This is a genomic window from Pseudomonas sp. NMS19W (assembly GCF_051554255.1).
Classification (GTDB): Bacteria; Pseudomonadota; Gammaproteobacteria; order Pseudomonadales; family Pseudomonadaceae; genus Aquipseudomonas; species Aquipseudomonas kribbensis.
Map to the genome: position 1 here is coordinate 2,997,472 of NZ_CP136718.1, position 23,779 is coordinate 3,021,250.

Here is a 23,779-nt window from a genome sequence, read left to right on the forward strand (position 1 = left end):
GGTAACGCGATGAGCATCACCCAATTCAAGAACACCGCCACGTTGCAACTGGACGAATCCAACCCGGTGGCCGTGCCGCTCGGCACGCCGGTTGCGGTGGCATCAACCACCAGTGTCGAGCGCGACGACGGCGTCGAAACCGGTGTCTGGGAATGCACGCCCGGGCGCTGGCGGCGGCAGATCACCGCCCAGGAGTTCTGCCACTTCATTTCCGGTCGCTGCACGTTCACCCCGGACGATGGCGGCGAAACCCTGCACATACAAGGTGGCGACGCACTGATGTTGCCGGCCAACACGCTCGGCATCTGGGACATCCAGGAGACCGTGCGCAAGACCTACGTCCTGATTTTCTGACGCTTTGATCCTTTTGATTGCCTGCCAACAACAATAGCCAATACAGGAATCGATCCATGATCCGAAAGACCCTCGCTCTCGCCCCCTTGATGCTCGCCGCTTCCCTTGCTCAGGCAGCGGAAACGGTCAAGGTCTACAACTGGTCCGACTACATTGCGCCGGACACCGCGAAAAACTTCGAAAAAGCCACCGGTCTCGGCGTCACTTACGACGTCTACGACAGCAACGAAACCCTCGACGGCAAATTAATGACCGGCAAATCCGGTTACGACGTGGTGTTTCCGTCCAACCATTTCATGGCGCGGCAGATTCAGGGCGGGGCGCTGATGAAGCTCGACAAGAGCCAGTTGCCGAACTGGAAGAACCTCAATCCGGTATTGCTCAAGGCCTTGCAGACCAACGATCCGGGCAACGAACACGGCTTCCCGTATCTATGGGGCAGCACCGGCATCGGTTACAACGTCGCCAAGGTCAAGGCCGTACTGGGCGATAACGCACCGGTGGATTCCTGGGACCTGATCTTCAAGCCCGAATACATGGAAAAGCTGCAGAAGTGCGGCGTGGCGATCCTCGACAATGGCCCGGAATTGCTGCCGGCAGCGCTGAACTATCTGGGGCTGCCGCATCACAGCAAGAACCCCGAGGACTACAAGAAGGCTGAAGCGCTGCTGATGAAAGTGCGGCCTTATGTCAGCTACTTCCATTCCTCGAAATACACCAGCGACCTGGCCAACGGCGATATTTGCGTAGCGGTCGGTTTCTCCGGCGACATCCTGCAAGCGGAGAATCGCGCCAAAGAGGCGAAGAACGGCGTCGATATCGGCTATGCGATTCCCAAGGAAGGCGCCGCGATCTGGTTCGACATGGTGGCCATGCCCGCCGACGCCCCGGACGCCACGGCCGGTTACGCCTTCATGAACTACCTGCTGCAGCCCGACGTCATGGCCGGCATCAGCAACTACGTGCATTACGCCAATGGCAACGAACAGGCCGACAGCCTGATCGACCCGGTCATCAAGAACGACACCAAGGTGTATCCGAGCCCGGAAATGATGGGCAAATTGTTCGCACTGGAGGCCATGCCGCTGAACATCGACCGGATCCGCACGCGTGTCTGGAACAAGATTCGTACCGGTAGCTGAAAAAACTGACGGAGCGGGTTTTCTCCTGCTCCGTCAGAGGCATATGACGCCCGCTGCATATGTTTATTTGTTTGATGTCACTTCGCTGGCACTGCACTAATAAAGTGCAGGAAAGTGAGACGCGGCTAACAAAAAGCAACTTACCGATATTTAATATTTAAATAAGAAATCGTCAGACAATTAGGCAAATTCACCACACTTACAACATTCTTTCAGCGGCACGCGCTTTGTTTACGGGACTTTCCCGGAATAGTTCAATTTGATCTCGAAAAATCGCTAGACGACAGATTTCAAATTGTGTCAGGTTTCTTACGCCTTCATTGGGCGAGTGATAGGACAATCTCGCCAGAGGTTGTCGCTATCGGACAAAAACTGTTCCATTGCTAAACAAGGAAGTGTGTTTATGTCGAAAGTAAAAGCTAACGCTATTGATACCGCCGAACAGGCTTTTCAGCTGAACGCGGCACCACTGGCGGCGCCAAGCTCGGCGTTCAACCAGATCAATAGCTTCAGCCATCAGTACGATCGTGGCGGTAACCTCACGGTCAATGGCAAACCCTCCTTCTCGGTGGATCAAGCCGCGACTCAACTGCTGCGAGACGGTGCCTCCTGGCACGATCTCGACGGTAGCGGCAAGATCGAACTGACCTACACCTTTCTGACCTCCAAGACTGCCAACTTCGGCGGCCTGGGTGTCACCGGTTTCAGTCAGTTCAGTGCCCTGCAAAAAGCCCAGGCGGTGCTCGCCATGCAATCCTGGGCCGATGTCGCCAACGTGACCTTTACCGAAGCCGCCAGAGGTGGCGACGGCCACATGACCTTCGGTAACTACAGCGGCGGTCAGGAAGGCGCGGCGGCATTCGCCTTCCTGCCAGGCACCGAGCCAGGCTATGACGGTCAGTCCTGGTACCTGACCGGCAGTGGATACGACGTCAACAAGAACCCGGGCGTGAACAATTACGGGCGTCAGACGCTGACCCACGAAATCGGCCACACCCTGGGCCTGTCTCACCCTGGCGACTATAACGCCGGCGAAGGCAATCCGACGTACAAGGATGCTTCCTACGGGCAAGACACCCGCGGCTACAGCCTCATGAGTTACTGGAGTGAAAGCAACACCAGCCAGAACTTCAGCAAGGGTGGCGTCGAAGCCTATGCCTCCGGCCCGCTGATGGATGACATCGCAGCAATCCAGAAGCTCTACGGCGCCAACCTGACCACCCGTACCGGTGACACCACCTACGGCTTCAACTCCAACGCCGGTCGCGATTTCCTCAGCGCGACTTCATCGTCGGACAAGCTGGTGTTCTCGGTGTGGGATGCGGGCGGCAAGGACACCTTCGACTTCTCGGGTTTCACCCAGAACCAGAAGATCAACCTCAATGAAGCCTCGTTCTCCGACGTTGGCGGCCTGGTGGGCAACGTGTCCATTGCCAAGGGCGTCACCATCGAGAACGCCATCGGCGGTTCGGGCAACGACCTGATCATCGGTAACAGCGCAGCCAACGAACTCAAGGGCGGTGCCGGCAACGACATCATCTGGGGCGGCGGCGGTGCCGACAAGCTGTGGGGCGGTTCGGGTTCGGACACTTTCGTGTTCGCGGCCAGTTCCGATTCCAAGCCGGGTGCGATCGATCAGATCCTCGACTTTGTCAGCGGTCTGGACAAAATCGACCTGAGCGCGATCACCAATGGTTCAGGCCTGCACTTCGTCAGCGCCTTCACCGGTGCGGCGGGCGATGCCATCCTGACCTCCTCGGGCGGCAACAGCCTGCTGTCGGTGGACTTCTCCGGGCACGGCGTGGCGGACTTCCAGGTCAGCACCGTTGGCCAGGCGGCGATCAGCGACATCGTAGCGTGATGTAAAAAAGGAAAGCGGCGCGTGATGCGCCGCTTTCTTTACTTGCATCGCTTTGGCCGGTAAGCAAGGCTACACGCCGGAGTGAAATTTCCTATGATCCAATTCGCTTTTACCCGCAAAGCGGCAGCGTGCCTGTTGCCGATGCTGATGATGATTTCTGGAGAAACAACCATGGCAAGCAGCCTCAGACTCGAAGATCCATCGGTATTTGCCGGGCAGTGGCAAGCGACACTGACCGCTCGCAGCGACGCTCCCGAAGCGCAGGCGCTGCAAGACAAGCCGTCGAACATCTGTCTGATCGATCTGCAATCCAATCAGACGCTGGGCAAGGGCGCCGACTGCCTGAGCGCGTGGCTGCAGGACAGTGCCATCGGCTGGTTTCCCGATCCGGACGGTCTTTCGATCACTGGCAAGGAAGGCTCAAGAATTCAGTTTTTCAGCCGACAACGTGATGGGCTTTATCTGAGCACTTTGAAGTCAGGCCTGGTGATTACACTCGAACGAGCTGCCAAGCAGCCCTGATCACCGGAACCGACTCACAGTTTAAATATAAGGCACCCCGTTACAGTTATAAGCGAGTCTGCAATAACGCTGACGCCAGTTTAAATCGCGAAAGTTGTTATTGAAGTGTAAGCCAATACTGACGGTGTATGTCCCGTCCTCGGTGCGGGCAATTAATTGAAGTCTCGCCAAGCACGGCGGGGAATATCATTTCAGGAATAATCAATGAAGATGGCGAAGGCCCCGGCCACCGCTCCCTTATTCAAGGCGTTGGGTGACTATAAAAGTATTCTGATCAGCGTCGGATGCTTTACCGCACTGATTAACGTGCTGATGCTGGTGCCCTCCATATATATGCTTCAGGTCTATGACCGAGTGCTGTCTTCGCAAAACGAAACCACCCTGGCGATGCTGTCGCTGATGGTCGTGGGGTTCTTTGCGTTCATCGGTCTGCTCGAAGTGGTGCGCAGCTTCATCGTGATTCGCATCGGCAGCCAGCTGGAGCGCCGTTTCAACCTGCGGGTCTATCAAGCCGCGTTCGAGCGCAACCTGTTCAAGGGCGAGGGCAACGCCGGCCAGTCTCTGGGCGACCTGACCCACATTCGCCAGTTCGTCACCGGACCTGCGCTGTTCGCGTTCTTCGATGCACCGTGGTTCCCGGTCTATCTGTTTGTGATTTACCTGTTCAACGTCTGGCTCGGCGTCCTTGCCACGGCCGGCGCGCTGCTGTTGATCGCCCTGGCGTGCCTCAACGAATACATGACCAAGAAACCACTGGGCGAAGCCGCCGGTTTCTCGCAGAAGTCCAGCCAGTTGGCCACCAGCCACTTGCACAACGCCGAAACCATTCAGGCGATGGGCATGCTTGGCTCGCTGCGCAAGCGCTGGTTCCAGGTGCATTCGCGTTTTCTCGGCCTGCAGAACCAGGCCAGTGACACCGGCGCGGTGATCAGCTCCCTGAGCAAGACCTTACGCCTGTGCCTGCAATCGCTGGTACTGGGCCTGGGTGCCTTGCTGGTGATCAAGGGCGACATGACCGCCGGGATGATGATCGCCGGTTCGATCCTGATGGGCCGCGTGCTCAGCCCGATCGATCAGCTGATTGCTGTGTGGAAGCAATGGAGCGGGGCGAAGCTGGCTTACCGCCGACTCGACTCCCTGCTGCAATCGTTCCCGCCAAGCGACGACGCCATGGCACTGCCTGCGCCGAAAGGTCAGATCACGTTCGAACAGGTCAGCGCCGGCCCGCCCGGGCAACGTGCCGCGACCTTGCACATGGTCAATTTCAATCTGGCGGCCGGTGAAGTGCTGGGCGTACTCGGTGCCTCCGGCTCCGGCAAGTCGACCCTGGCGCGGGTACTGGTCGGCGTCTGGCCGACCCTTGGTGGCACGGTGCGTCTGGACGGCGCCGATATCCATCGCTGGAACCGCGATCAGCTGGGTCCTTACATCGGCTACCTGCCGCAGGATATCGAACTGTTCAGCGGCACCATCGCCGAGAACATCGCGCGCTTCAGCGAGACCGATCCGCAGAAAGTCGTGGCCGCCGCGCAACAGGCCGGGGTTCACGAAATGATACTGCGCATGCCGCAAGGCTACGACACGCAACTGGGCGAGGACGGCAGCGGTCTGTCCGGCGGCCAGAAACAGCGTGTGGCCCTGGCGCGGGCGATTTACGGCACGCCAAGCCTGGTGGTGCTGGATGAGCCGAACTCCAATCTCGACACCGTCGGCGAAGCGGCATTGTCCAGCGCCATCGTGCAACTCAAGGCCCAAGGCACCACGGTGGTGCTGGTGACGCATCGTTCTTCGGTGCTGGCCCAGGCCGACAAGCTGCTGGTGCTCAACGATGGGAGGTTGCAAGCCTTCGGTCCGAGCCATGACGTGCTCAAGGCATTGTCCGGCAACCAGCAGCAACAGCCGCAACAACAAACTGAAAAAACCGCGCAGGCACCGGGCGGGCTCAGCATGAGCCGGCAGTACCAGCCCACGACAAGGAATTCGGGTGTATGAGCAGCGCGAGCATGAATACGCAAAACGAAGCCAGCATGGAACACGACTACATCACCGAGCGCCCGGAGCGCGACGCGAAGTTCTTCGCCCGCATGGGCTGGATTCTGGCGCTGGCCGGCGCCGGCAGTTTCTTTGCCTGGGCAGCACTGGCACCGTTGGATCAAGGGATTCCGGTGCAAGGCACGGTGGTGGTTTCCGGCAAGCGCAAGGCCGTGCAGTCGATGAGCAGCGGTGTGGTCAGCCGGATCCTGGTGCGCGAAGGCGAGATCGTGAAGCAGGGCCAGCCCCTGTTCCGCCTCGACCAGACGCAGGTCGCCGCCGACGTGCAATCGCTGCAGGCCCAGTACCGCATGGCCTGGGCCAGCCTGGCGCGCTGGCAGGCCGAGCGCGACAACCTCAAGCAGGTGACGTTTCCGCCAGAGTTGAGCGACAACGCGGACCCGCGTCTGGCCCTGGTACTGGAAGGCCAGCGGCAACTTTTCAGCAGCCGTCGTGAAGCGTTCTCCCGCGAGCAGGCTGCGCTACGCGCCAGCATCGAAGGCGCCACTTCGCAACTGGCCGGCATGCGCCGCGCCCGCACCGATCTCAACGCTCAGGCTGACTCCCTGCAACAGCAGTTGAGCAACCTGCAACCGCTGGCGGACAACGGCTACATCCCGCGCAACCGCTTGATGGAATACCAGCGTCAGCTGTCGCAAGTGCAGCAGCAACTGGCCGAGAACACCGGTGAAAGCGGCCGGGTGGAGCAGGGCATTCTCGAGTCGCGCCTGAAACTGCAACAGCATGGCGAGGAATACCAGAAAGAAGTCCGCAGCCAACTGGCCGACGCGCAACTGAAAAGCGTCACTCTGTCCGAGCAACTGACGTCCGCCGGTTTCGACCTGCAACACAGCGAGATTCTTGCGACCTCGGACGGCATCGCCGTCAATCTTGGTGTGCATACCGAAGGCGCCGTGGTGCGTCAGGGCGAAACCCTGCTGGAGATCGTTCCGCAAGGCACGCGCCTGGAGGTCGAAGGGCACCTGCCGATCAACCTGATCGACAAGGTCGGCACGCACCTGCCGGTGGACATCCTCTTCACCGCGTTCAATCAGAGCAAGACCCCCCGCGTTCCCGGTGAAGTCAGCCTGATTTCCGCCGACCAGATGGTCGATGAGAAAACCGGCGCGCCGTATTACGTGTTGCGCAGCAGCGTCAGCGATCAGGCCATGGAGAAGCTCAACGGCCTGGTGATCAAGCCCGGCATGCCGGCGGAAATGTTCGTGCGCACAGGCGAACGTTCACTCCTCAACTACCTGTTCAAACCGCTGCTCGACCGGGCCGGCTCCGCATTGACTGAAGAATAAGGATGTTCGGCTGTATGAATAAGCTTTCCATGCTGGCGGCAGCGTTCGCGCTGCTCGCGGGCAACAGTGCGGTGGCGGCCATGGGGCCGTTCGAAATCTACGAACAGGCATTACGCAACGACCCGGTGTTCCTCGGCGCGATCAAGGAGCGCGATGCAGGCCTTGAAAACCGGGCCATCGGCCGCGCCGGGTTGTTGCCGAAACTGGGTTACAACTACAACAAGGGCCATAACACCTCGAAGGCCACCTCGCTGGACGAGCGCGCCCGCAATCGAACCGACGAACGCAACTACAACAGTTACGGCTCGACCCTTACCCTGCAGCAACCGTTACTCGACTACGAAGCCTACGCGGCCTATCGCAAAGGCGTGGCGCAGTCGCTGTTTGCCGACGAGAACTTTCGTGGCAAGAGTCAGGAACTGCTGGTGCGGGTGCTGGACAATTACACCAAGGCCTTGTTTGCCCAGGACCAGATCGATATCGCCCAGGCCAAGAAAAAGGCCTATGAACAGCAGTTCCAGCAGAACGAACACATGTTCAAGCAGGGCGAAGGCACGCGGACGGACATTCTTGAAGCCGAATCGCGCTATGAACTGGCGACCGCCGAGGAAATCGAAGCGCGCAACGAACAGGATGCCGCGTTGCGTGAGCTGGGAGCACTGATCGGTGAGCAAGCGGTGAACATCACCGATCTGGCGCCGCTGGATCAGAACTTCCAGACCTTCGCCCTGATGCCGGCCAACTACGACACCTGGCACGAACTGGCGATCAGCAACAACCCGAACCTGGCCTCGCAACGCCAGGCCGTGGAAGTGGCGCGCTATGAAGTCGAACGCAACCGTGCGGGGCATCTGCCGAAAGTCAGCGCCTACGCGGCAATGCGCAAGAACGAATCGGAAAGCGGCAACACCTACAACCAGCGCTACGAGACCAATACCATCGGCTTCGAAGTCAACGTGCCGCTGTACGCCGGTGGCGGGGTATCGGCATCGACCCGTCAAGCCAGTCGCAACATGGAGCAGGCCGAGTACGAACTGGACGGCAAGACCCGCGAAACGCTCATCGAGTTGCGGCGCCAGTTCAGTGCGTGCCTGTCCGGCGTCAACAAACTGCGCGCCTATCAGAAAGCCCTGACCTCGGCCGAAGCGCTGGTGGTGTCGACCAAACAAAGCATTCTCGGCGGTGAGCGGACCAATCTGGACGCGCTGAACGCCGAACAACAACTATTTACCACCCGCCGCGATCTGGCCCAGGCACGCTATGACTACCTCATGGCCTGGACCAAGTTGCATTACTACGCGGGCACCTTGAGCGAGCAGGATCTGGCTCGGGTGGATGAGGCGTTTGGGGTGGCTCGACGTTGATGTGCATGGCTTTGGTATAGCCCTCACCCTAACCCTCTCCCAGGGGGAGAGGGGACTGACCGTAGGATATTTGAGAAATACACCGACCTGATCGAGCGTTACCGAATCCAACATCGCCCCGGTTAGGGAGTATTGGAGATTTGCACCGAGCTGGACGGAGTTTTGTGAATCCATAATCGCCTGGATTTTTCAGGTCGATGTATGACGAAAGACACCTCGGTCGGCTCCCTCTCCTGGGGGAGAGGGCTGGGGGTGAGGGTGGGGGAACGCTGCAAAACGTCCTGAAGCACTGGGACAAAAAAACTCAAAATAAGAAAACGAGTGGTGAACATGGACGTACGCTTCAAGCCGGCATCGGTCGGCACCCTGTTGCTCGCAATTTCTGTCAGCCAGGCTCAGGCCCAATACCTCGAGTCCGGTCAACCCGGCGATCCAGCCAGTTGGCGTTCCGCCGAATTCCTGCGGGACTGGGGACTGGACCGGATGCAGGCCGATCAGGCCTACGCCGCCGGTATCACCGGCAAAGGCGTGAAGATCGGCGCGCTGGATTCGGGTTTCGACGCGGCCCATCCCGAGTTCGCCAGCGACCGTTATCACCCGGTGTTGGCCAGCGGCAGCTATGTCGATGGTTCGCTCTTCAGCGTCAACGGCACGCTCAACCCGAACAACGACTCCCACGGCACTCACGTGGTCGGCACCATGGGCGCTTCCCGCGACGGCACCGGCATGCACGGCGTGGCGTTCAATGCGCAGATCTACGTCGGCAACACCAACAAGAACGACAGTTTCCTGTTCGGCCCCAATCCCGACCCCCGCTACTTCAAAGCGGCGTACGACGCCCTGGCCGATGCCGGTGTACGGGCGATCAACAACAGTTGGGGCAGCCAGCCGCCGGATGTCAGCTATCGAACCCTGGCAGACCTGCACGCGGCTTACGCCCAGCACTGGAACAAGGGCACCTGGCTCGATGCCGCCGCCGACGTGTCGCGCCGCGGCGTGATCAACGTGTTCAGTGCCGGCAACAGTGGTTATCCCAACGCCAGCGTGCGCTCGGCGCTGCCGTACTTTCAGCCGGATCTGGAAGGCCACTGGCTGGCGGTATCGGGGCTGGATCAGAGCAATCAGCAGAAATACAACCAGTGCGGCATCGCCAAATACTGGTGCATCACCACACCGGGGGCGAAGATCGACAGCACCGTTCCCGACGGCGGCTACGGGATCAAGTCCGGCACCTCGATGGCCGCGCCCCATGCCACCGGCGCTCTGGCACTGGTGATGGAGCGATACCCGTACATGAACAACCAGCAGGCGCTGGAAGTGCTGCTGACTACCGCCACCCAACTCGACGGCTCGGTGACCGACGCACCGACCGAGCGGGTCGGCTGGGGCGTGGCCAACCTGAAACGGGCGATGGGCGGGCCGGGGCAGTTGCTCGGCGCGTTCGACGCAAATCTGGCCACCGGGCAACGCGATGTGTGGAGCAACGACATCTCCGACACGGCACTGATCCAGCGCCAGAGCGAAGACCTCGCCGAACACAACGCCTGGCAGCAGACCCTACAGGACAAGGGCTGGCAGAACGGCGTTCCGGTCGGCGCCAGCCAACAGGACCAGACGGATTACGCCGTCGGCACGGCCCGCGAGGCGGCGGCTGCCAATCGGGTGTATCAGGGCAGCCTGATCAAGTCCGGCGCCGGGCATTTGATCCTGACCGGCGACAGCACCTATCGCGGCCCGACCACGGTCAATGGCGGCCTGCTGAGCGTCAACGGCTCGCTGACGTCGGCGGTCACCGTCAATGACAGCGGCACCCTCGGCGGTTCCGGGCGGATCGGCGCACTGAACGCCAACAGCGGCGGTCGTGTGGCACCGGGTAACTCCATCGGCACCTTGAATGTGGCCGGTGACGTGACCTTCGCACCGGGCTCGACCTACGCGGTGGAGCTGTCACCGACGGCCAGCGACCGCATTGTTGCCGGCGGCACCGCGACCATCAGCGGTGCCACCGTCAGCCTGTCGCTGGAAAACAGCCCGACCTTGCTCAGCACCGCCGAAGCGAAAAGCCTGCTCGGTCATCAGTACGACATTCTGCAAGCGGCGGGCGGTATTCAGGGTCAGTTCGGTGCGGTGGTGCCCGACTACCTGTTCATCGGTGGCAGCCTCGCGTCCACCGGCAACGGGATCACGCTGAGTGTCGAGCGTAACGCCACGTCTTTTGCCAGCGTCGGCCAGACGCCGAACCAGCGAGCCGTAGCCAGCGCCGTCGAAGGCATGGGTGCCGGCAGCTCCGTGTACGAAAGCCTGTTGCTGTCCGCCACCGCCAGTGATGCACAGCAAGCCTTCCAGCAACTGAGCGGGGAAATCTATCCGGCCCTCGGTTCGGTGCTGATCAACGACAGCCGTCAGTTGCGCGACGCCATCGGCGAACGCCTGCACGACGCGAGTGCCGCGCAAAGCAACGGCTGGATCAAGGCCCTGGGCGCCTGGGGCACAACCGACTCGCGACACGACACCGCCGGTTACAGCTCCTCGATTGGCGGCCTGCTGGCCGGTGTCGACGGCGCGCTGGACGAGCAGACCCGTATCGGTCTGGTCACCGGTTACAGCGACAGTTCGTTGAGCATGGGTTCCGGCACACACTCATCAGCCAAGGTCGACAGCTACCACCTCGGTGCCTATGCCGGGCATGACATCGGCGCCTGGCGTTTGAGCACCGGCGCGGCCTACAGCTGGCATCGCGCCGACGTGAAACGGGACCTGCAATACGGCGACGTCAGCGCCAAACAGAAAGCCAAGGTCGATGCCGCCACCACTCAGGTATTCGGCGAGGCGGCCTATCGGCTGAACGTGCAACCGCTGGCTCTGGAGCCGTTCGCCAACCTGGCCTACGTGCACCTGGACAGCGACGGTTTCACCGAGAAGGGCGATGCTGCCGCGCTGAAAAGCAATGGCGACCAGCGTGACGCGGTGCTCAGCACCCTCGGCGTCAGGGCGATCAAGACGATCAGCCTGTCGGGCTCGCAGAAACTCGATGTCAGTGGCCGTCTCGGCTGGCAGCACAGCCTCACCGACATTGAATCCGAACAGCATTTGCGCTTCGCCAGCGGCAGCGCGCCGTACAGCGTCGAAAGTTCGCCGCTGGTGCGCGACGCCGCGCTGGTCGGCGTGCAGGCCAGCCTGGCCCTGAGCCGCGACGTGCGGGTGAACCTTGATTACAACGGACAACTGGCCAGCCGCGAGAAAAGTCACGGTGTCGGCCTGAGCCTGAACTGGCAGTTCTGACTCATCAAGAGATGATCGTTCCCACGCAGAGCGTGGGAACGATCAATTCAATAGACGGATTTTGTGCAACATCACTAAGGAAGGTCGCTGGATGAAAAACAACAACACCCCCGCGCAATCGGGTGGATGCTTTCGCCTGAAAACCCTCAACTGCGCCTTGCTCTGCGCCATGGCCACCTGGGGTAGCGCACACGCCGCGCCCTACGTGGAAAACGGTCGGGCAGGGGACCCGGCCAGTTGGCGCAGCGCCGAGTTCAAGGCGGACTGGGGCCTTGGCGCGATCGGCGCGGACTACGCCTACGCCGCCGGCTATACCGGTAAAGGCGTGAAACTGGGGATCTTCGACCAGCCGGTCTATGCCGCGCACCCGGAGTTTTCCGGAGCCAACAAAGTCGTGACCCTGGTCACCAGTGGTATCCGCGAATACACCGACCCGTACATCCCGGTCAAAGCCGGGGATGCCTTTCTATATGACGGTTCACCCTCGGTAGGTTCCAATGGCAAACTCGGCGCTCACGGCACCCACGTCGGCGGTATCGCGGCGGGCAGTCGTGATGGCGGGCCGATGCACGGCGTGGCGTTCGGTGCGCAGATCATCAGTGCCGACAACGGCGACCCGGGCCCGGAAGACGGCATCGTGCGTGGCAACGACGGCGCGGTGTACAAGGCCGGCTGGGATGCCCTGATCGCCAGTGGCGCGCGGATCATCAACAACAGCTGGGGCATCGGCATCACCGACCGCTTCGACCTCGGCGGCCGCGACCCGGCGTATCCGCACTTCACCGTCAACGACGCGCAATTGCAGTTCAACGAAATCCGCACGCTGCTCGGCACCAAGCCCGGCGGTGCCTATGACGGTGCAATCGCCGCCGCGCGCAGCGGCATCGTGACGATTTTCGCTGCCGGTAACGATTACAACCTGAACAACCCGGATGCCATCGCAGGCCTCGGTTACTTCGTGCCGGAAATCGCGCCGAACTGGATGACCGTCTCTGCTTTGCAAAGAAACCCGGATCAGGCCAGCGCCAACCCGTACATCATGAGTACCTTTTCCTCGCGCTGCGGTTACACCGCGAGCTTCTGCGTTTCGGCGCCGGGTACGCAGATCTACAGTTCGATCATCGGTGGCACCAACGCCGACAACCTGACCACCGGCTATGCCAACTACAACGGCACCTCGATGGCCGCGCCGCACGCCGCCGGTTCTGTGGCGGTGCTGATGGAGCGTTTCCCGTACATGACCGGTGCCCAGGTCGCCAGCGTGTTGCGCACCACGGCCACCGACCTTGGCGCGCCGGGCATCGACGCTTTGTACGGCTGGGGCATGATCAACCTGCGCAAGGCCATCGACGGTCCGGCGATGTTTGTCACGGAACAGGACATCCCGACAGAGTTCCGCATTCAGGGGGCCTACGGCTCCAGCCAGTTCGTGGCGGATCTGCCGGGGATCGGCGCGATCATCGACGCCGGCAAGCCCACCGAACGCGTGTGCACCGACATCACTTGCGGGCTCGACACCTGGCGCAACGACATTTCCGGCCACGGCGGTCTGACCAAGCAGGGGATCGGCACTTTGGTGATGACCGGCGCCAACACCTACACCGGCCCGACCCTGGTGAATGGTGGCCGACTCGCGATCAACGGCTCGCTGCAATCGGCGGTCACGGTCAACGACGGCGGCATTTTGGGCGGTAACGGGCACATCGCTGCGCTGACCGCGAAAAGCGGCGGTATCGTGGCGCCGGGCAACTCCATCGGCACCTTGAACGTGGCGGGGGATGTGACCTTCGAACCGAACTCGACCTATGCCGTGGAAGTCTCGCCCACCAGCAGCGACCGTGTGGTGGCCGGCGGTACGGCAACCATCGAAGGTGCAACCGTGGCGCTGTCTTTGGAAAACAGCCCGACCTTGCTGACCACCACCGAAGTGAAATCCCTGCTCGGCAGCCAGTTCAACATCCTGCAGGCAGCGGGTGGCATTCAGGGACGCTTCGGTCAGGTCCTGCCAAGTTATGCGTTCCTTGGCGGCACGCTCGATTACTCGGCAAACGGTGTGCAACTGGAGGTGGGACGTAACGGTGCTTCGTTCGCCAGCGTCGGCCTGACCCCGAACCAGCGCGCCGTCGGTGCGGCCGCCGAACGTCTGGGCGCCGGCAATGCGTTGTTCGAAACCCTGTTGCTGTCGCCGACTGCCGCCGTTGCGCAGGATGCGTTCCAGCAACTGTCCGGCGAGATTCACCCGGCCATCGGCACATTGCTGATCAACGACAGCCGTTACCTGCGTGATGCGGTGGGCGAGCGCCTGCGCGAACGGGATCTGTTCGACGCCGGTGCGCCGACCGATGACCGCAGCAATGCCTGGTTCAAGGTGCTCGGTGCCTGGGGCAAGACCGATGGCGGCCATGAAAATGCCAATTCCAACAGCTCCATTGGCGGTCTGTTGCTCGGTGTCGATGGCCTGATTACTGAAGATACTCGCCTGGGTTTCGTTACCGGTTATAGCGACAGTTCTTTGAACATGGGCAGCGGCACGCACTCGTCGGCATCGATTGACAGCTATCACCTGGGTACATACCTGGGGCATCAGATCGATGCCCTGCGCCTGACCGCCGGTGCGGCTTACAGCTGGCATCGCATCGACGTCAAACGTGATCTGCAATTCGCCGGTGTCAGCGGCAAGCAGAAAACCAAACGCGATGCGACCACCGCACAACTGTTCACGGAAGCCGCCTACGATCTCGGTCTGCAGCCGATGAACCTGGAGCCGTTCGCCAATCTGGCTTACGTGCACCTGAACAGCGACAGCTTCACCGAGAAAGGTGATGCCGCCGCACTGAAGGGTGGTGAAGACAACCGCGACGCCGTGCTGTCGACCCTCGGCGTTCGCGCCAAGCGCATGTTTGCCCTGTCGGACAAACATCAGCTGGAACTGGGCGCGACACTGGGCTGGCAGCACAATCTGAGCAGCGTGGATTCCGACAGCCACTTGGCCTTCGTCAATGGCAACAGCGCGTTCAACGTGCAAAGTGTGTCGATGGATCGAGATGCAGCGGTGGTCGGCGTTCGTGCCGGTCTGGCGCTGAATCGCGATGTCCGGGTCAACCTGGACTACAACGGACTGATCGGTTCGAACGAGAAGGACCACGGTGTGGGCTTGACGCTGGACTGGCAGTTCTAAGGTGTAGCGGCAGTTCTGCAGAGAACTGCCGTTTTTGAAAGGAAGAGAGAGCACGACATGGGATTGTTCGATTACAAAAAAGCCGACGGCAAAGCGTTGTACAGCGATGCGATCGCGCTGACGCTGTATTCCTACACGCCGACCGGGCAGCCTTTGCCCGGCACCGGTTGGGCGCCGCTTGGCGCCACGGCCCTGGGCTATCAAGGAAAGACCGATGCGAAGGGGACGTTCTTCGGCGAGAAGGACGGCTTCACCAGCGCCGAGGCGGAAGTGCTCGGCAAATACGACGCCGCCGGCAAGCTGATCGGTATCGGCGTGGCCTTTCGCGGCACGGGCGGGCTGAGTTACAGCGACACCTTCGGCGATATGAAAAACAACCTGCTGGCCGCCATCGGGCCGGTGGATTACGCCAAGAACTACGCGAAGAACGCCTTCGACAACCTGCTCAAATCCGTGGCCGCGTTTGCTTCGGCCCATGGCATCGCTGCCAAGGACGTGCTGATCAGCGGCCACAGCCTCGGCGGCCTCGGGGTCAACAGCGTAGCGGAGCTGAGCGCGGGCGACTGGGGCGGTTTCTTCAAGGACGCCAACTACATTTCCTTCGCTTCGCCGACCCAGAGCAGCACCGGTACCAACGTGCTGAACATCGGCTACGAGAACGACCCGGTATTCCGTGTGCTCGACGGCACCACGTTCAGCACGGCATCGATGGGCAAACACGACAAGCCGCACGACTCGACCACCGACAACATCGTCAACTTCAACGACAACTACGCATCCACCGCGCAGAACCTGGTGCCGTTCAGCATCGTCAATCCGCTGAACTGGTCGGCCCACAGCTCGCTGGGCTATGCAGACGGCCTGAACCGGGTGATCGACTCGAAGTTCTACAACCTCACCAGCCAGGACTCGACCATTATCGTGTCCAATCTGGAAGCCTCGTCCCGGGGCAAGACCTGGGTCGAAGATCTGGGCCGCAGCGGCGAGCCGCACACCGGCAGCACCTTCATCATCGGCACCGACAGCAACGACTGGCTCAAGGGCGGGGCGGGCAACGACTTCCTCGAAGGCCGTGCCGGGGATGACCTGTTCCGCGATGACGGGGGCTACAACATCCTGCTCGGCGGCCAGGGGCACAACACCTTTGACCTGCAGAAGCCGTTGCAGAACTTCAGCTTCGCCAACGACGGCGACGGCACGCTGTACGTGCGCGACGCCTACGGCGGCATCAGCATGACCCGTGACATCGGCGCAATCGTCAGCAAAGAGTCCGGTTCGATGTGGAGCAGCAAGGAAATCACCTGGACCGTCACCGGCAAAGGCCTGGCCAATGGTGCCGAACTGACCCAGTACAACCATTCGCTCAACGGCGGTGCACTCGGCGACACGCTGAAAGCCACCGCTGACGGCGACTGGCTGTTCGGTCTGGGCGGCGACGATCATCTGTTCAGCGACAAGGCCCATGTGACCTTCGTCGGCGGCGCCGGCAACGACGTGATGAATGCGGTGGGTGGCAATAACACCTTCCTGTTCAGCGGCGCGTTCGGCTTCGACTCGATCCATGGCTACCAGGGCAGCGACAAACTGGTGTTCATGGGCGTGCAGGGCGCGGGGCAGGGCTACGACTACAAGCAACATGCTTCGCAGTCCGGCGCCGATACCGTGCTGAAGATTGGCGACTATGCCGTAACGCTGATCGGCGTGGGGGTGGCTAACCTGTCGGACTCGAGTTTCGTGTTCGCTTGATCCCCTGCGGACACCGCTGCGCATTGCGGCGGTGTCCATGGGGGCTGCAAGACAGAAGTGTTGTATCGAAATGCTCCGGAGCGCCCCGGGAGGGGCATTCTGGTTGTGAGCTATCTCTGAATAATTCCAACAAAGAGAGAGGCAACAGCAATGGGTGTGTATGACTACAAGAACTTCACCACAGCGGACTCCAAGGCCTTGTTCAGCGATGCCATGGCGATCACGCTGTACTCCTATCACAACCTCGACAACGGTTTCGCGGTCGGCTATCAGCACAACGGTTTCGGCCTCGGTCTGCCGGCCACACTGATCAGCGCGCTGATCGGCGGCACTGATTCTCAAGGGGTGATTCCCGGACTCCCCTGGAACCCCGACTCGGAAAAACTCGCCCTCGATGCCGTGAAAAAGGCTGGCTGGACGCCCATCACTGCGTCGCAACTGGGCTATGACGGCAAGACCGACGTGCGCGGAACCTTCTTCGGCGAAAAGCCCGGCTACACCAGTGCCCAGGTGGAAATCCTCGGCAAGTACGACGCTCAGGGCCATCTCACGGAAATCGGCATCGCCTTTCGCGGCACCAGTGGGCCACGGGAAATCCTGATTGGCGACTCCATCGCCGACGCCATCAATGACCTGCTCGCCGCGTTCGGTCCCAAGGACTACGCCAAGAACTACGTCGGCGAAGCCTTCGGCAACCTGATGAACAACGTGGTGGCGTTCGCCAAGGCCAACGGCCTCAGCGGCAAGGACGTACTGGTCAGCGGCCACAGCCTCGGCGGCCTGGCGGTCAACAGCACGGCGGACCTGAGCAGCAGCAAGTGGGGTGGGTTCTTCCAGGACTCCAACTACATCGCCTACGCCTCGCCGACCCAGAGCAGCACTGACAAAGTGCTCAATGTCGGCTATGAGAACGACCCGGTATTCCGCGCCCTCGACGGCTCGACCTTCACCGGCGCATCGCTTGGCGTTCACGACGCGTCGAAAGTCTCGGCCACCGACAACATCGTCAGCTTCAACGACCACTACGCCTCGAATGTGTGGAACGTGCTGCCGTATTCGATCGTCAACATCCCGACCTGGATCTCGCACCTGCCGACGGCTTACGGCGACGGCATGAACAGGGTCATCGAGTCGAAATTCTACGACCTCACCAGCCGTGACTCGACGATTATCGTCGCCAACCTGTCGGACCCGGCGCGGGCCAACACCTGGGTGCAGGACCTCAACCGCAACGCCGAGCCCCACAAGGGCAGCACCTTCATCATCGGCAGCGACGGTAACGATCTGATCCAGGGCGGCAGCGGCAACGATTATCTGGAGGGCCGTGCCGGCAACGACACCTTCCGCGACAGCGGCGGCTACAACATCATCCTCGGCGGTTCAGGCAACAACACCCTTGAGCTGCAGCAGTCGGTGAACAAGTTCGACTTCGCCAACGACGGCGCCGGCAACCTGTACATCCGCGATGCCAACGGTGGAATCAGCATCACCCGCGACATCGGCAGCATCGTCACCAAGGAGCCGGGCTTCCTCTGGGGCCTGTTCAAGGACGACGTGACCCACAGCGTGATCGCCGATGGCCTGAAGGTCGGCAACAACGTCACCCAGTACGAATCGAGCGTGAAGGGCACCAGTGGCGCCGACACCCTCAAGGCCCACGCCAGCGGTGACTGGCTGTTTGGCCTGGACGGCAACGATCACCTGATCGGTGGCGCGGGCAACGACGTGTTCGTCGGCGGTGCCGGCAATGACCTGATGGAGTCGGGTGGTGGGGCGGATACCTTCCTGTTCAGCGGCGCGTTCGGCCAGGACCGAGTGGTGGGTTTCAACGGCAACGACAAACTGGTGTTCCTCGGCGTGCAGGGTGTGTTGCCCGGCGATGACTTCCGCGCCCATGCCTCGTCGGTGGGGCAGGATACGGTGCTGAAGTTTGGCGCTGATTCGGTGACGCTGGTCGGCGTTTCGCTGAGCAGTCTCAGTGCCGATGGCATCGTGATCGCCTGAGGGTGACTGTGGAGAGGGAATTCTTTCCCTCTCCCTGTCAAAAGTGACTCATTGGCCACTACCTGACTCAAACCCCTGCACCAACAGGAAATGCGGACTAAAGCCATCGCATGCGCACTCGTCATGTATGGGCAAGCCGCCATTGAGTACAGGAGATTCAAACGTGAAAGGTTTCAAGGGGTATATCGGTATTGTCGGGTTGGCGCTGCTGTCGGCCAATGTCTGGGCCGATTTGCCTCACAGCTCGATTCTGAGCCGCTACGGTGTCAGCTCCGATGAATTACCGAAACCGGCACCCACCGAGAACAGCGAACCGGTCGAAGAGAAAAGCCGCTTTCATATCCAGCCCGAACAACCGTTCGTGACCGTTCGCATCGGCGAGAACAATGAGCCTGAAATGACCGGCAACCTGAGCATCGACCGCATGGCGCAGCAGGAGCGCCAACGTTGCCAGCGCCTGCAGGAAGAAATGGTCCGGCGCGGTGAACGGGCGCTGAACTGCGACGGCTCCCTTCCGGGGATGGCGTTACCCCGCTAAGAAGGCAAAAAAGGCTGCGCTCCTACAGGATTGCAGCCTTTTTTGTCGGGGTAATCGTCAGTCTTCCTTGCGCACTGTGGCGACTTCGTCGGCCTTGACCCGGATCTTCGCGCCGGAAATGTCCCGGAACTCATAGAAACCGTCCTCGGACTTGGTCTTCGGCATGTCCTTGGTCAGATATTGCGTACCGTTCTGCAAGGTGACCACGGTCGGGGTGGAGCAACCGGCCAGCGCCATCAGCGCTACGACGGTCATCGGCATAAACAACGTCTTGAAATTCATACCCGGTATTTCCTCATTCATTTCGACCAGTGTCGGTCCTCTAACGCGGTTGGTGCCAAATCCCCGGTAAAAGTTCGATGGACTGGCGAAAAAACCTCAATCGCGGATGCCACTGATCCTTTTCCGTTTGCGCCCGTCGGGGCAGAACTGGTATCTGTACGCATAACCAGTATTCGCTTGCCATGGCCCGTTATCACCGTGACTTCCAGCCCCCTCGACGATCCGTTCTATTACCTCAACAACTTCCGGCAAGTGCTTGACTGGCTTGAGCTTCGTTATGCCGACGTGATGAGCGAAACGGAGCATGCCTTCATCCGCGACTTCAAGTCACTGCCGCGCGGCTCCCAGGGTTTGCTGGTGCGGATGGTGATGCGCAAGGGCGTACATTTTCGGGTGGGCAAGCTTAGTTATGCGGAAATTGGCGACATCGCGTTGGCCGCGCAGCCGTTGCTCGATCATGGCTGGCTCGATGAACAGGCGCTGCTGTCGATGTCGGAGCTGTTTGATCTGCTGCTGAAGGCTGAAGTCGTGCAAGCCTTCGGCCCGGCCATCGATGATCCAAAGGGGCGCAAGGTCGACTGGTTGCCGATTCTGCACGAGCAGTTTCCTGAGTCTCGCTGCTGGCATGACTGGTGCCCGGTGATTGCAGACCGATTGTTCAGCCTGACGCTGATGGGCCTGTGTGACCGGTTTCGCCTGATGTTCTTCGGCAACCTGTATCAGGACTGGTCGGAGTTTGTCCTCGCCGACCTTGGAATCTACACCTACGAAAAAGTCGAGCTCAGTGCTGATTCCCGAGGCTTGCGCAGCCGTGCCGACGTCGATGCCTGCCTGTTCCTGCACGATTGCCAGCAGCGTTTCGAGGCGGGCGAGGCGCTGGAGCCGATTGCCGAAGAACTGAGCAATTTGCAGTTCGACAACCCGTGGTTGCAGCGTCGGCTCGGCAAGCTGCTGTTCCAGATCGGCCAGCATTGCGAACGCATCGCCGAATTTGCCCTGGCCCTGAGCCTTTATCGCGGCTGTGCCTATCCCGGCGCTCGGTTGCGGATGATCCGGGTGCTGGAACGCTGCGGCGAATATGCCCTGGCGTTGGAGCTGGGCACGCTGGCCGAACAGGCGCCGGAAAGCGCCGCCGAACACCAGGGCCTGCAACGGGCGCTGCCACGGCTGCGGCGCAAACTCGGCGGGCCATCGCTCAAGCGCGTGGCGCCAAGGCCTGTGGAGCGCCTGGATCTGCACCTGCCTCGGCTCGATCCGGCGCTGTCGGTGGAGTATCACGTGCAGGCGCACCTGCATGAAGACGCCGGCCCGGTGCATTACGTCGAGAACAGCCTGATCAACTCGCTGTTCGGCCTGCTGTGCTGGCCGGCGATTTTCGCGCCGCTGCCGGGGGCGTTTTTCAATCCGTTCCAGCGCGGGCCGGCGGATTTGCTTCACGAGGATTTCCAGGGACGGCGGGCCGAGTTGTTCGAGGCCTGTCTGGCGGAACTCGATGATGGCCGTTATGCCGACACCATTCGCAACCGGTTTGCCGCCAAGTGGGGCATTCAGTCGCCGTTCGTATTCTGGGGCGCACTAAACGAAGAACTGCTGGAACAAGCGCTGACCTGCCTGCCGGCCGAACACCTCAAACACTGGTTCAATCGCCTGTTGCTGGATATCAAGGCCAACCGCGCCGGCATGCCCGACCTGATCCAGTTCTGGCCGCAGCACAAGACCTACCGGATGATCGAAGTCAAAGGCCCCGGCGACCGCTTGCAGGACAATCAACTGCGCTGGCTGGAGTTCTGCCACACGCACCAGATGCCGGTGGCGGTGTGTTACGTGCAATGGGCGGAGCAGGGCGCTTGAGCTACAGCATCGCGGTGCGGGCGCTGTGCGAGTTCACCGCCAAGAGCGGCGACCTCGACTTGCGCTTCACCCCGTCGCCCACCGCGCTGGAGGGCATCGCCGGTCACCGCACCGTCGCCTCGCGGCGCAATGACGCCTATCAAAGTGAAGTGGCGCTGGAAGGCGAGTTTCGCACCTTGAAGGTCAAGGGCCGGGCAGACGGCTACGACCCGACGCAGAACTGCCTGGAGGAAGTCAAAACCTACCGTGGCGACCTGAGCAAACAACCGGCCAATCACCGCGCGCTGCATTGGGCGCAGGCGAAGATCTACGGTTGGCTGATGTGCTGCCGGTTGCAGCTGGAGCAGATCAACCTCGCGCTGGTGTACTTCGACATCGTCAGCGAAAAGGAAACCTGTCTGGTCAAAGCCTTCAGCGCTGAAGCATTGCGCGAGTTTTTCGAACAACAGTGCGGTTTGTTCCTGGCATGGGCCGAGCAGGAAATGACCCACCGCGAAGCGCGCAATCAGGCGGCGCAGCAACTGGGCTTTCCCCACACCGAATTTCGCCCCGGCCAGCGACATCTTGCCGAGTCGGTATTCAAAGCCGTCAGCACCGGCCGCTGCCTGATGGCCCAGGCGCCCACCGGCATCGGCAAGACCCTCGGCACGCTGTTCCCGATGCTCAAGGCCCTGGCGCCGCAGCAACTGGACAAGGTGTATTTCCTCACCGCCAAGACACCGGGGCGTAAACTGGCGCTGGATTCGGCGCAGGTGCTGTTCGATCACCACACAACCCTGCCGTTGCGGGTGCTGGAGATGGTCGCCCGGGACAAGGCTTGCGAGCATCCCGACAAGGCCTGTCACGGCGAATCCTGCCCGTTGGCTCAAGGCTTCTATGACCGGTTGCCGGCGGCCCGTGAAGCCGCCAGTCAATTGAAGTTGCAGGATCAGGCGGCAATCCGTGAAGTCGCTGCGCAACATTCGGTGTGTCCGTATTACCTGAGCCAGGAAATGGCGCGCTGGGCCGATGTGGTGGTGGCGGACTACAACTATTACTTCGACTTCACCGCGCTGCTGTTCGGCCTGGCCCAGCTCAATCAATGGAAAGTCGCGGTGCTGGTGGACGAGGCTCATAACCTGGTCGAGCGCGGGCGGCAGATGTACAGCGCCACCCTCGATCAGGGGATCTTCAACAGCGTGCGTAAAACCGCACCCGAGGCGTTGAAGAAGCCCCTGCAACGGGTCAACCGTGAATGGAATGCCTTGCACAACGCGCAACTGGCGCCGTATCAGGCCTATGACAAGGCGCCGGAAAAACTGCTGCAGGCCATTACGTCGTGCAGCGCGAGCATTGGCGATTACCTCAATGATCACCCGCAAGGGCTCGACAGCGGCTTGCAGAATGCCTGGTTCGAGATGCTGCAATTCGGCCGGGTCGCGGAGTTGTTCGACGAGAACTATCTGTTCGACATCAGCAAGCGCGACCTCGACCGCAAACGTCCGCTGTCGCAACTGTGCCTGCGCAACGTGGTGCCCGCCGCGCTGCTCGGCCCGCGCCTGAAAGCGGCCCGCAGTTGCGTGCTGTTTTCCGCCACCCTCAGCCCGCGTCACTATTACGCCGACCTGCTCGGCACTCCGGCCGACACGGTGTGGATCGACGTTGAGTCGCCGTTCAGCGCCGAACAGTTGCAGGTGCGGATCGTCAGCCAGATTTCCACCCGGTTCACCCATCGTCAGGCGTCACTGGAGCCGATTGTCGAACTGATCGCTCGCCAGTTCGCCGAGCGTCCGGGCAATTATCTGGCGTTCTTCAGCAGCTTCGATTACCTGCAACAGGTCGCGCAGTTGCTCGCTGAACGGCATCCGCACATACCGATCTGGCAGCAATCACGGGGCATGGCCGAAGCGCAGCGGCAGGCGTTTCTCGATCAGTTCACGGCCCACAGCCAGGGCGTCGGGTTCGCGGTCCTCGGCGGTGCATTCGGCGAAGGCATCGATTTGCCCGGAGCCCGGTTGATCGGCGCCTTCGTCGCCACGCTGGGTCTGGCACAGCTCAACCCGGTCAATGAACAGATGAAACGGCGCATGGCAGCGATCTTCGGCGCCGGTTACGACTACACCTACCTGTTTCCCGGCATGCAGAAAGTGGTGCAGGCTGCCGGGCGAGTGATCCGCACCCAGCAGGATCGCGGCGTGGTCATGCTGATCGACGACCGCTTTGCCGAGAGCCGCATCCAGCAGCTGTTGCCGCGCTGGTGGCAGCTCGATCATGCAGATGCAGCTTTTCAATCCGCCGGTTTGACGCATACTCCTGTTATTGAAAACCTGCTTTGAGC

At 61.1% G+C, this 23,779-nt stretch carries 15 protein-coding genes; 14 read left to right on the forward strand and 1 reads right to left on the reverse strand.

All coding sequences use genetic code 11. The features are described 5' to 3' along the window. Positions 1-9: 9 nt before the first annotated feature. The 12 genes from R1A29_RS13560 (at position 10) to R1A29_RS13615 (ending at position 19,329) form a co-directional block, all read left to right on the forward strand. Positions 10-354, forward strand: coding sequence for a cupin domain-containing protein (locus R1A29_RS13560; RefSeq protein ID WP_085709811.1), 345 nt, complete (start codon positions 10-12; stop codon positions 352-354). A 56-nt stretch (positions 355-410) separates the two neighbouring features. Beyond that, a complete protein-coding gene (locus R1A29_RS13565) occupies positions 411-1,496 on the forward strand; it encodes a polyamine ABC transporter substrate-binding protein (RefSeq protein WP_438301846.1) in 1,086 nt (361 codons plus the stop codon). Between the two features lie 403 nt (positions 1,497-1,899). Next, positions 1,900-3,357, forward strand: a complete 1,458-nt coding sequence (locus R1A29_RS13570) for a serralysin family metalloprotease (RefSeq protein WP_438301847.1) — start codon at positions 1,900-1,902, stop codon at positions 3,355-3,357. 93 nt (positions 3,358-3,450) lie between these two features. Further along, positions 3,451-3,879: an AprI/Inh family metalloprotease inhibitor gene (locus R1A29_RS13575; RefSeq protein WP_438301848.1), complete on the forward strand. Its 429-nt coding sequence runs from the start codon at positions 3,451-3,453 to the stop codon at positions 3,877-3,879. Between the two features lie 204 nt (positions 3,880-4,083). After that, positions 4,084-5,871 carry a type I secretion system permease/ATPase gene (locus R1A29_RS13580; RefSeq protein ID WP_119426346.1) on the forward strand — a complete coding sequence of 596 codons (1,788 nt, stop codon included), beginning with the start codon at positions 4,084-4,086 and terminating at the stop codon, positions 5,869-5,871. Next, positions 5,868-7,217 (forward strand): HlyD family type I secretion periplasmic adaptor subunit, encoded by a 1,350-nt coding sequence (locus R1A29_RS13585; protein WP_438301849.1) that lies wholly within the window; start codon positions 5,868-5,870, stop codon positions 7,215-7,217. Before R1A29_RS13580 ends, R1A29_RS13585 begins: the two co-directional genes overlap by 4 nt. A 2-nt stretch (positions 7,218-7,219) precedes the next feature. Beyond that, on the forward strand, positions 7,220-8,581 hold the full coding sequence (locus R1A29_RS13590; RefSeq protein ID WP_438301850.1) for a TolC family outer membrane protein: 1,362 nt from the start codon (positions 7,220-7,222) through the stop codon (positions 8,579-8,581). Positions 8,582-8,911: 330 nt separating this feature from the next. Next, a complete protein-coding gene (gene eprS / locus R1A29_RS13595; RefSeq protein WP_438301851.1) occupies positions 8,912-11,863 on the forward strand; it encodes an autotransporter serine peptidase EprS in 2,952 nt (983 codons plus the stop codon). Between the two features lie 91 nt (positions 11,864-11,954). Then, entirely contained in the window at positions 11,955-15,041 is a 3,087-nt protein-coding gene (locus R1A29_RS13600; RefSeq protein WP_438301852.1) for an autotransporter domain-containing protein, read from the forward strand. Positions 15,042-15,098: 57 nt separating this feature from the next. Further along, the gene (locus R1A29_RS13605; protein ID WP_438301853.1) at positions 15,099-16,787 is read left to right on the forward strand and encodes a polyurethane esterase; all 1,689 of its coding nucleotides are present in this window, start codon (positions 15,099-15,101) and stop codon (positions 16,785-16,787) included. A gap of 150 nt (positions 16,788-16,937) precedes the next feature. After that, positions 16,938-18,791, forward strand: a complete 1,854-nt coding sequence (locus tag R1A29_RS13610) for a polyurethane esterase (protein WP_438301854.1) — start codon at positions 16,938-16,940, stop codon at positions 18,789-18,791. A 163-nt stretch (positions 18,792-18,954) separates the two neighbouring features. Continuing rightward, complete coding sequence (locus R1A29_RS13615) at positions 18,955-19,329, forward strand: hypothetical protein (RefSeq protein WP_085709820.1); 375 nt, start codon at positions 18,955-18,957, stop codon at positions 19,327-19,329. A gap of 57 nt (positions 19,330-19,386) precedes the next feature. Here the strand turns inward: R1A29_RS13615 and R1A29_RS13620 are convergent, their stop codons facing one another. Next, on the reverse strand, positions 19,387-19,611 hold the full coding sequence (locus R1A29_RS13620) for a YgdI/YgdR family lipoprotein (protein ID WP_085709821.1): 225 nt from the start codon (positions 19,609-19,611) through the stop codon (positions 19,387-19,389). A gap of 198 nt (positions 19,612-19,809) precedes the next feature. Here R1A29_RS13620 and R1A29_RS13625 point away from each other — a divergent pair, with 198 nt between their 5' ends. Together R1A29_RS13625 and R1A29_RS13630 are read left to right on the forward strand one after the other, a co-directional pair. Next, a complete protein-coding gene (locus tag R1A29_RS13625; protein ID WP_438301855.1) occupies positions 19,810-21,462 on the forward strand; it encodes a VRR-NUC domain-containing protein in 1,653 nt (550 codons plus the stop codon). Beyond that, on the forward strand, positions 21,459-23,777 hold the full coding sequence (locus R1A29_RS13630; RefSeq protein ID WP_438301856.1) for an ATP-dependent DNA helicase: 2,319 nt from the start codon (positions 21,459-21,461) through the stop codon (positions 23,775-23,777). Before R1A29_RS13625 ends, R1A29_RS13630 begins: the two co-directional genes overlap by 4 nt. The last annotated feature ends 2 nt before the right edge of the window (positions 23,778-23,779 follow it).

What these genes read in the sequence shown, in the direction of transcription:
- R1A29_RS13570 (WP_438301847.1), top strand. Translation starts at nt 1,900, where the DNA reads ATGTCGAAAGTAAAAGCTAACGCTATTGATACCGCCGAACAGGCTTTT.
- R1A29_RS13600 (WP_438301852.1), top strand. Translation starts at nt 11,955, where the DNA reads ATGAAAAACAACAACACCCCCGCGCAATCGGGTGGATGCTTTCGCCTG.
- R1A29_RS13575 (WP_438301848.1), top strand. Translation starts at nt 3,451, where the DNA reads ATGATCCAATTCGCTTTTACCCGCAAAGCGGCAGCGTGCCTGTTGCCG.
- R1A29_RS13590 (WP_438301850.1), top strand. Translation starts at nt 7,220, where the DNA reads ATGTTCGGCTGTATGAATAAGCTTTCCATGCTGGCGGCAGCGTTCGCG.
- R1A29_RS13580 (WP_119426346.1), top strand. Translation starts at nt 4,084, where the DNA reads ATGAAGATGGCGAAGGCCCCGGCCACCGCTCCCTTATTCAAGGCGTTG.
- R1A29_RS13565 (WP_438301846.1), top strand. Translation starts at nt 411, where the DNA reads ATGATCCGAAAGACCCTCGCTCTCGCCCCCTTGATGCTCGCCGCTTCC.
- R1A29_RS13620 (WP_085709821.1), bottom strand. Translation starts at nt 19,611, where the DNA reads ATGAATTTCAAGACGTTGTTTATGCCGATGACCGTCGTAGCGCTGATG.
- R1A29_RS13585 (WP_438301849.1), top strand. Translation starts at nt 5,868, where the DNA reads ATGAGCAGCGCGAGCATGAATACGCAAAACGAAGCCAGCATGGAACAC.
- R1A29_RS13605 (WP_438301853.1), top strand. Translation starts at nt 15,099, where the DNA reads ATGGGATTGTTCGATTACAAAAAAGCCGACGGCAAAGCGTTGTACAGC.
- R1A29_RS13560 (WP_085709811.1), top strand. Translation starts at nt 10, where the DNA reads ATGAGCATCACCCAATTCAAGAACACCGCCACGTTGCAACTGGACGAA.
- eprS (WP_438301851.1), top strand. Translation starts at nt 8,912, where the DNA reads ATGGACGTACGCTTCAAGCCGGCATCGGTCGGCACCCTGTTGCTCGCA.
- R1A29_RS13610 (WP_438301854.1), top strand. Translation starts at nt 16,938, where the DNA reads ATGGGTGTGTATGACTACAAGAACTTCACCACAGCGGACTCCAAGGCC.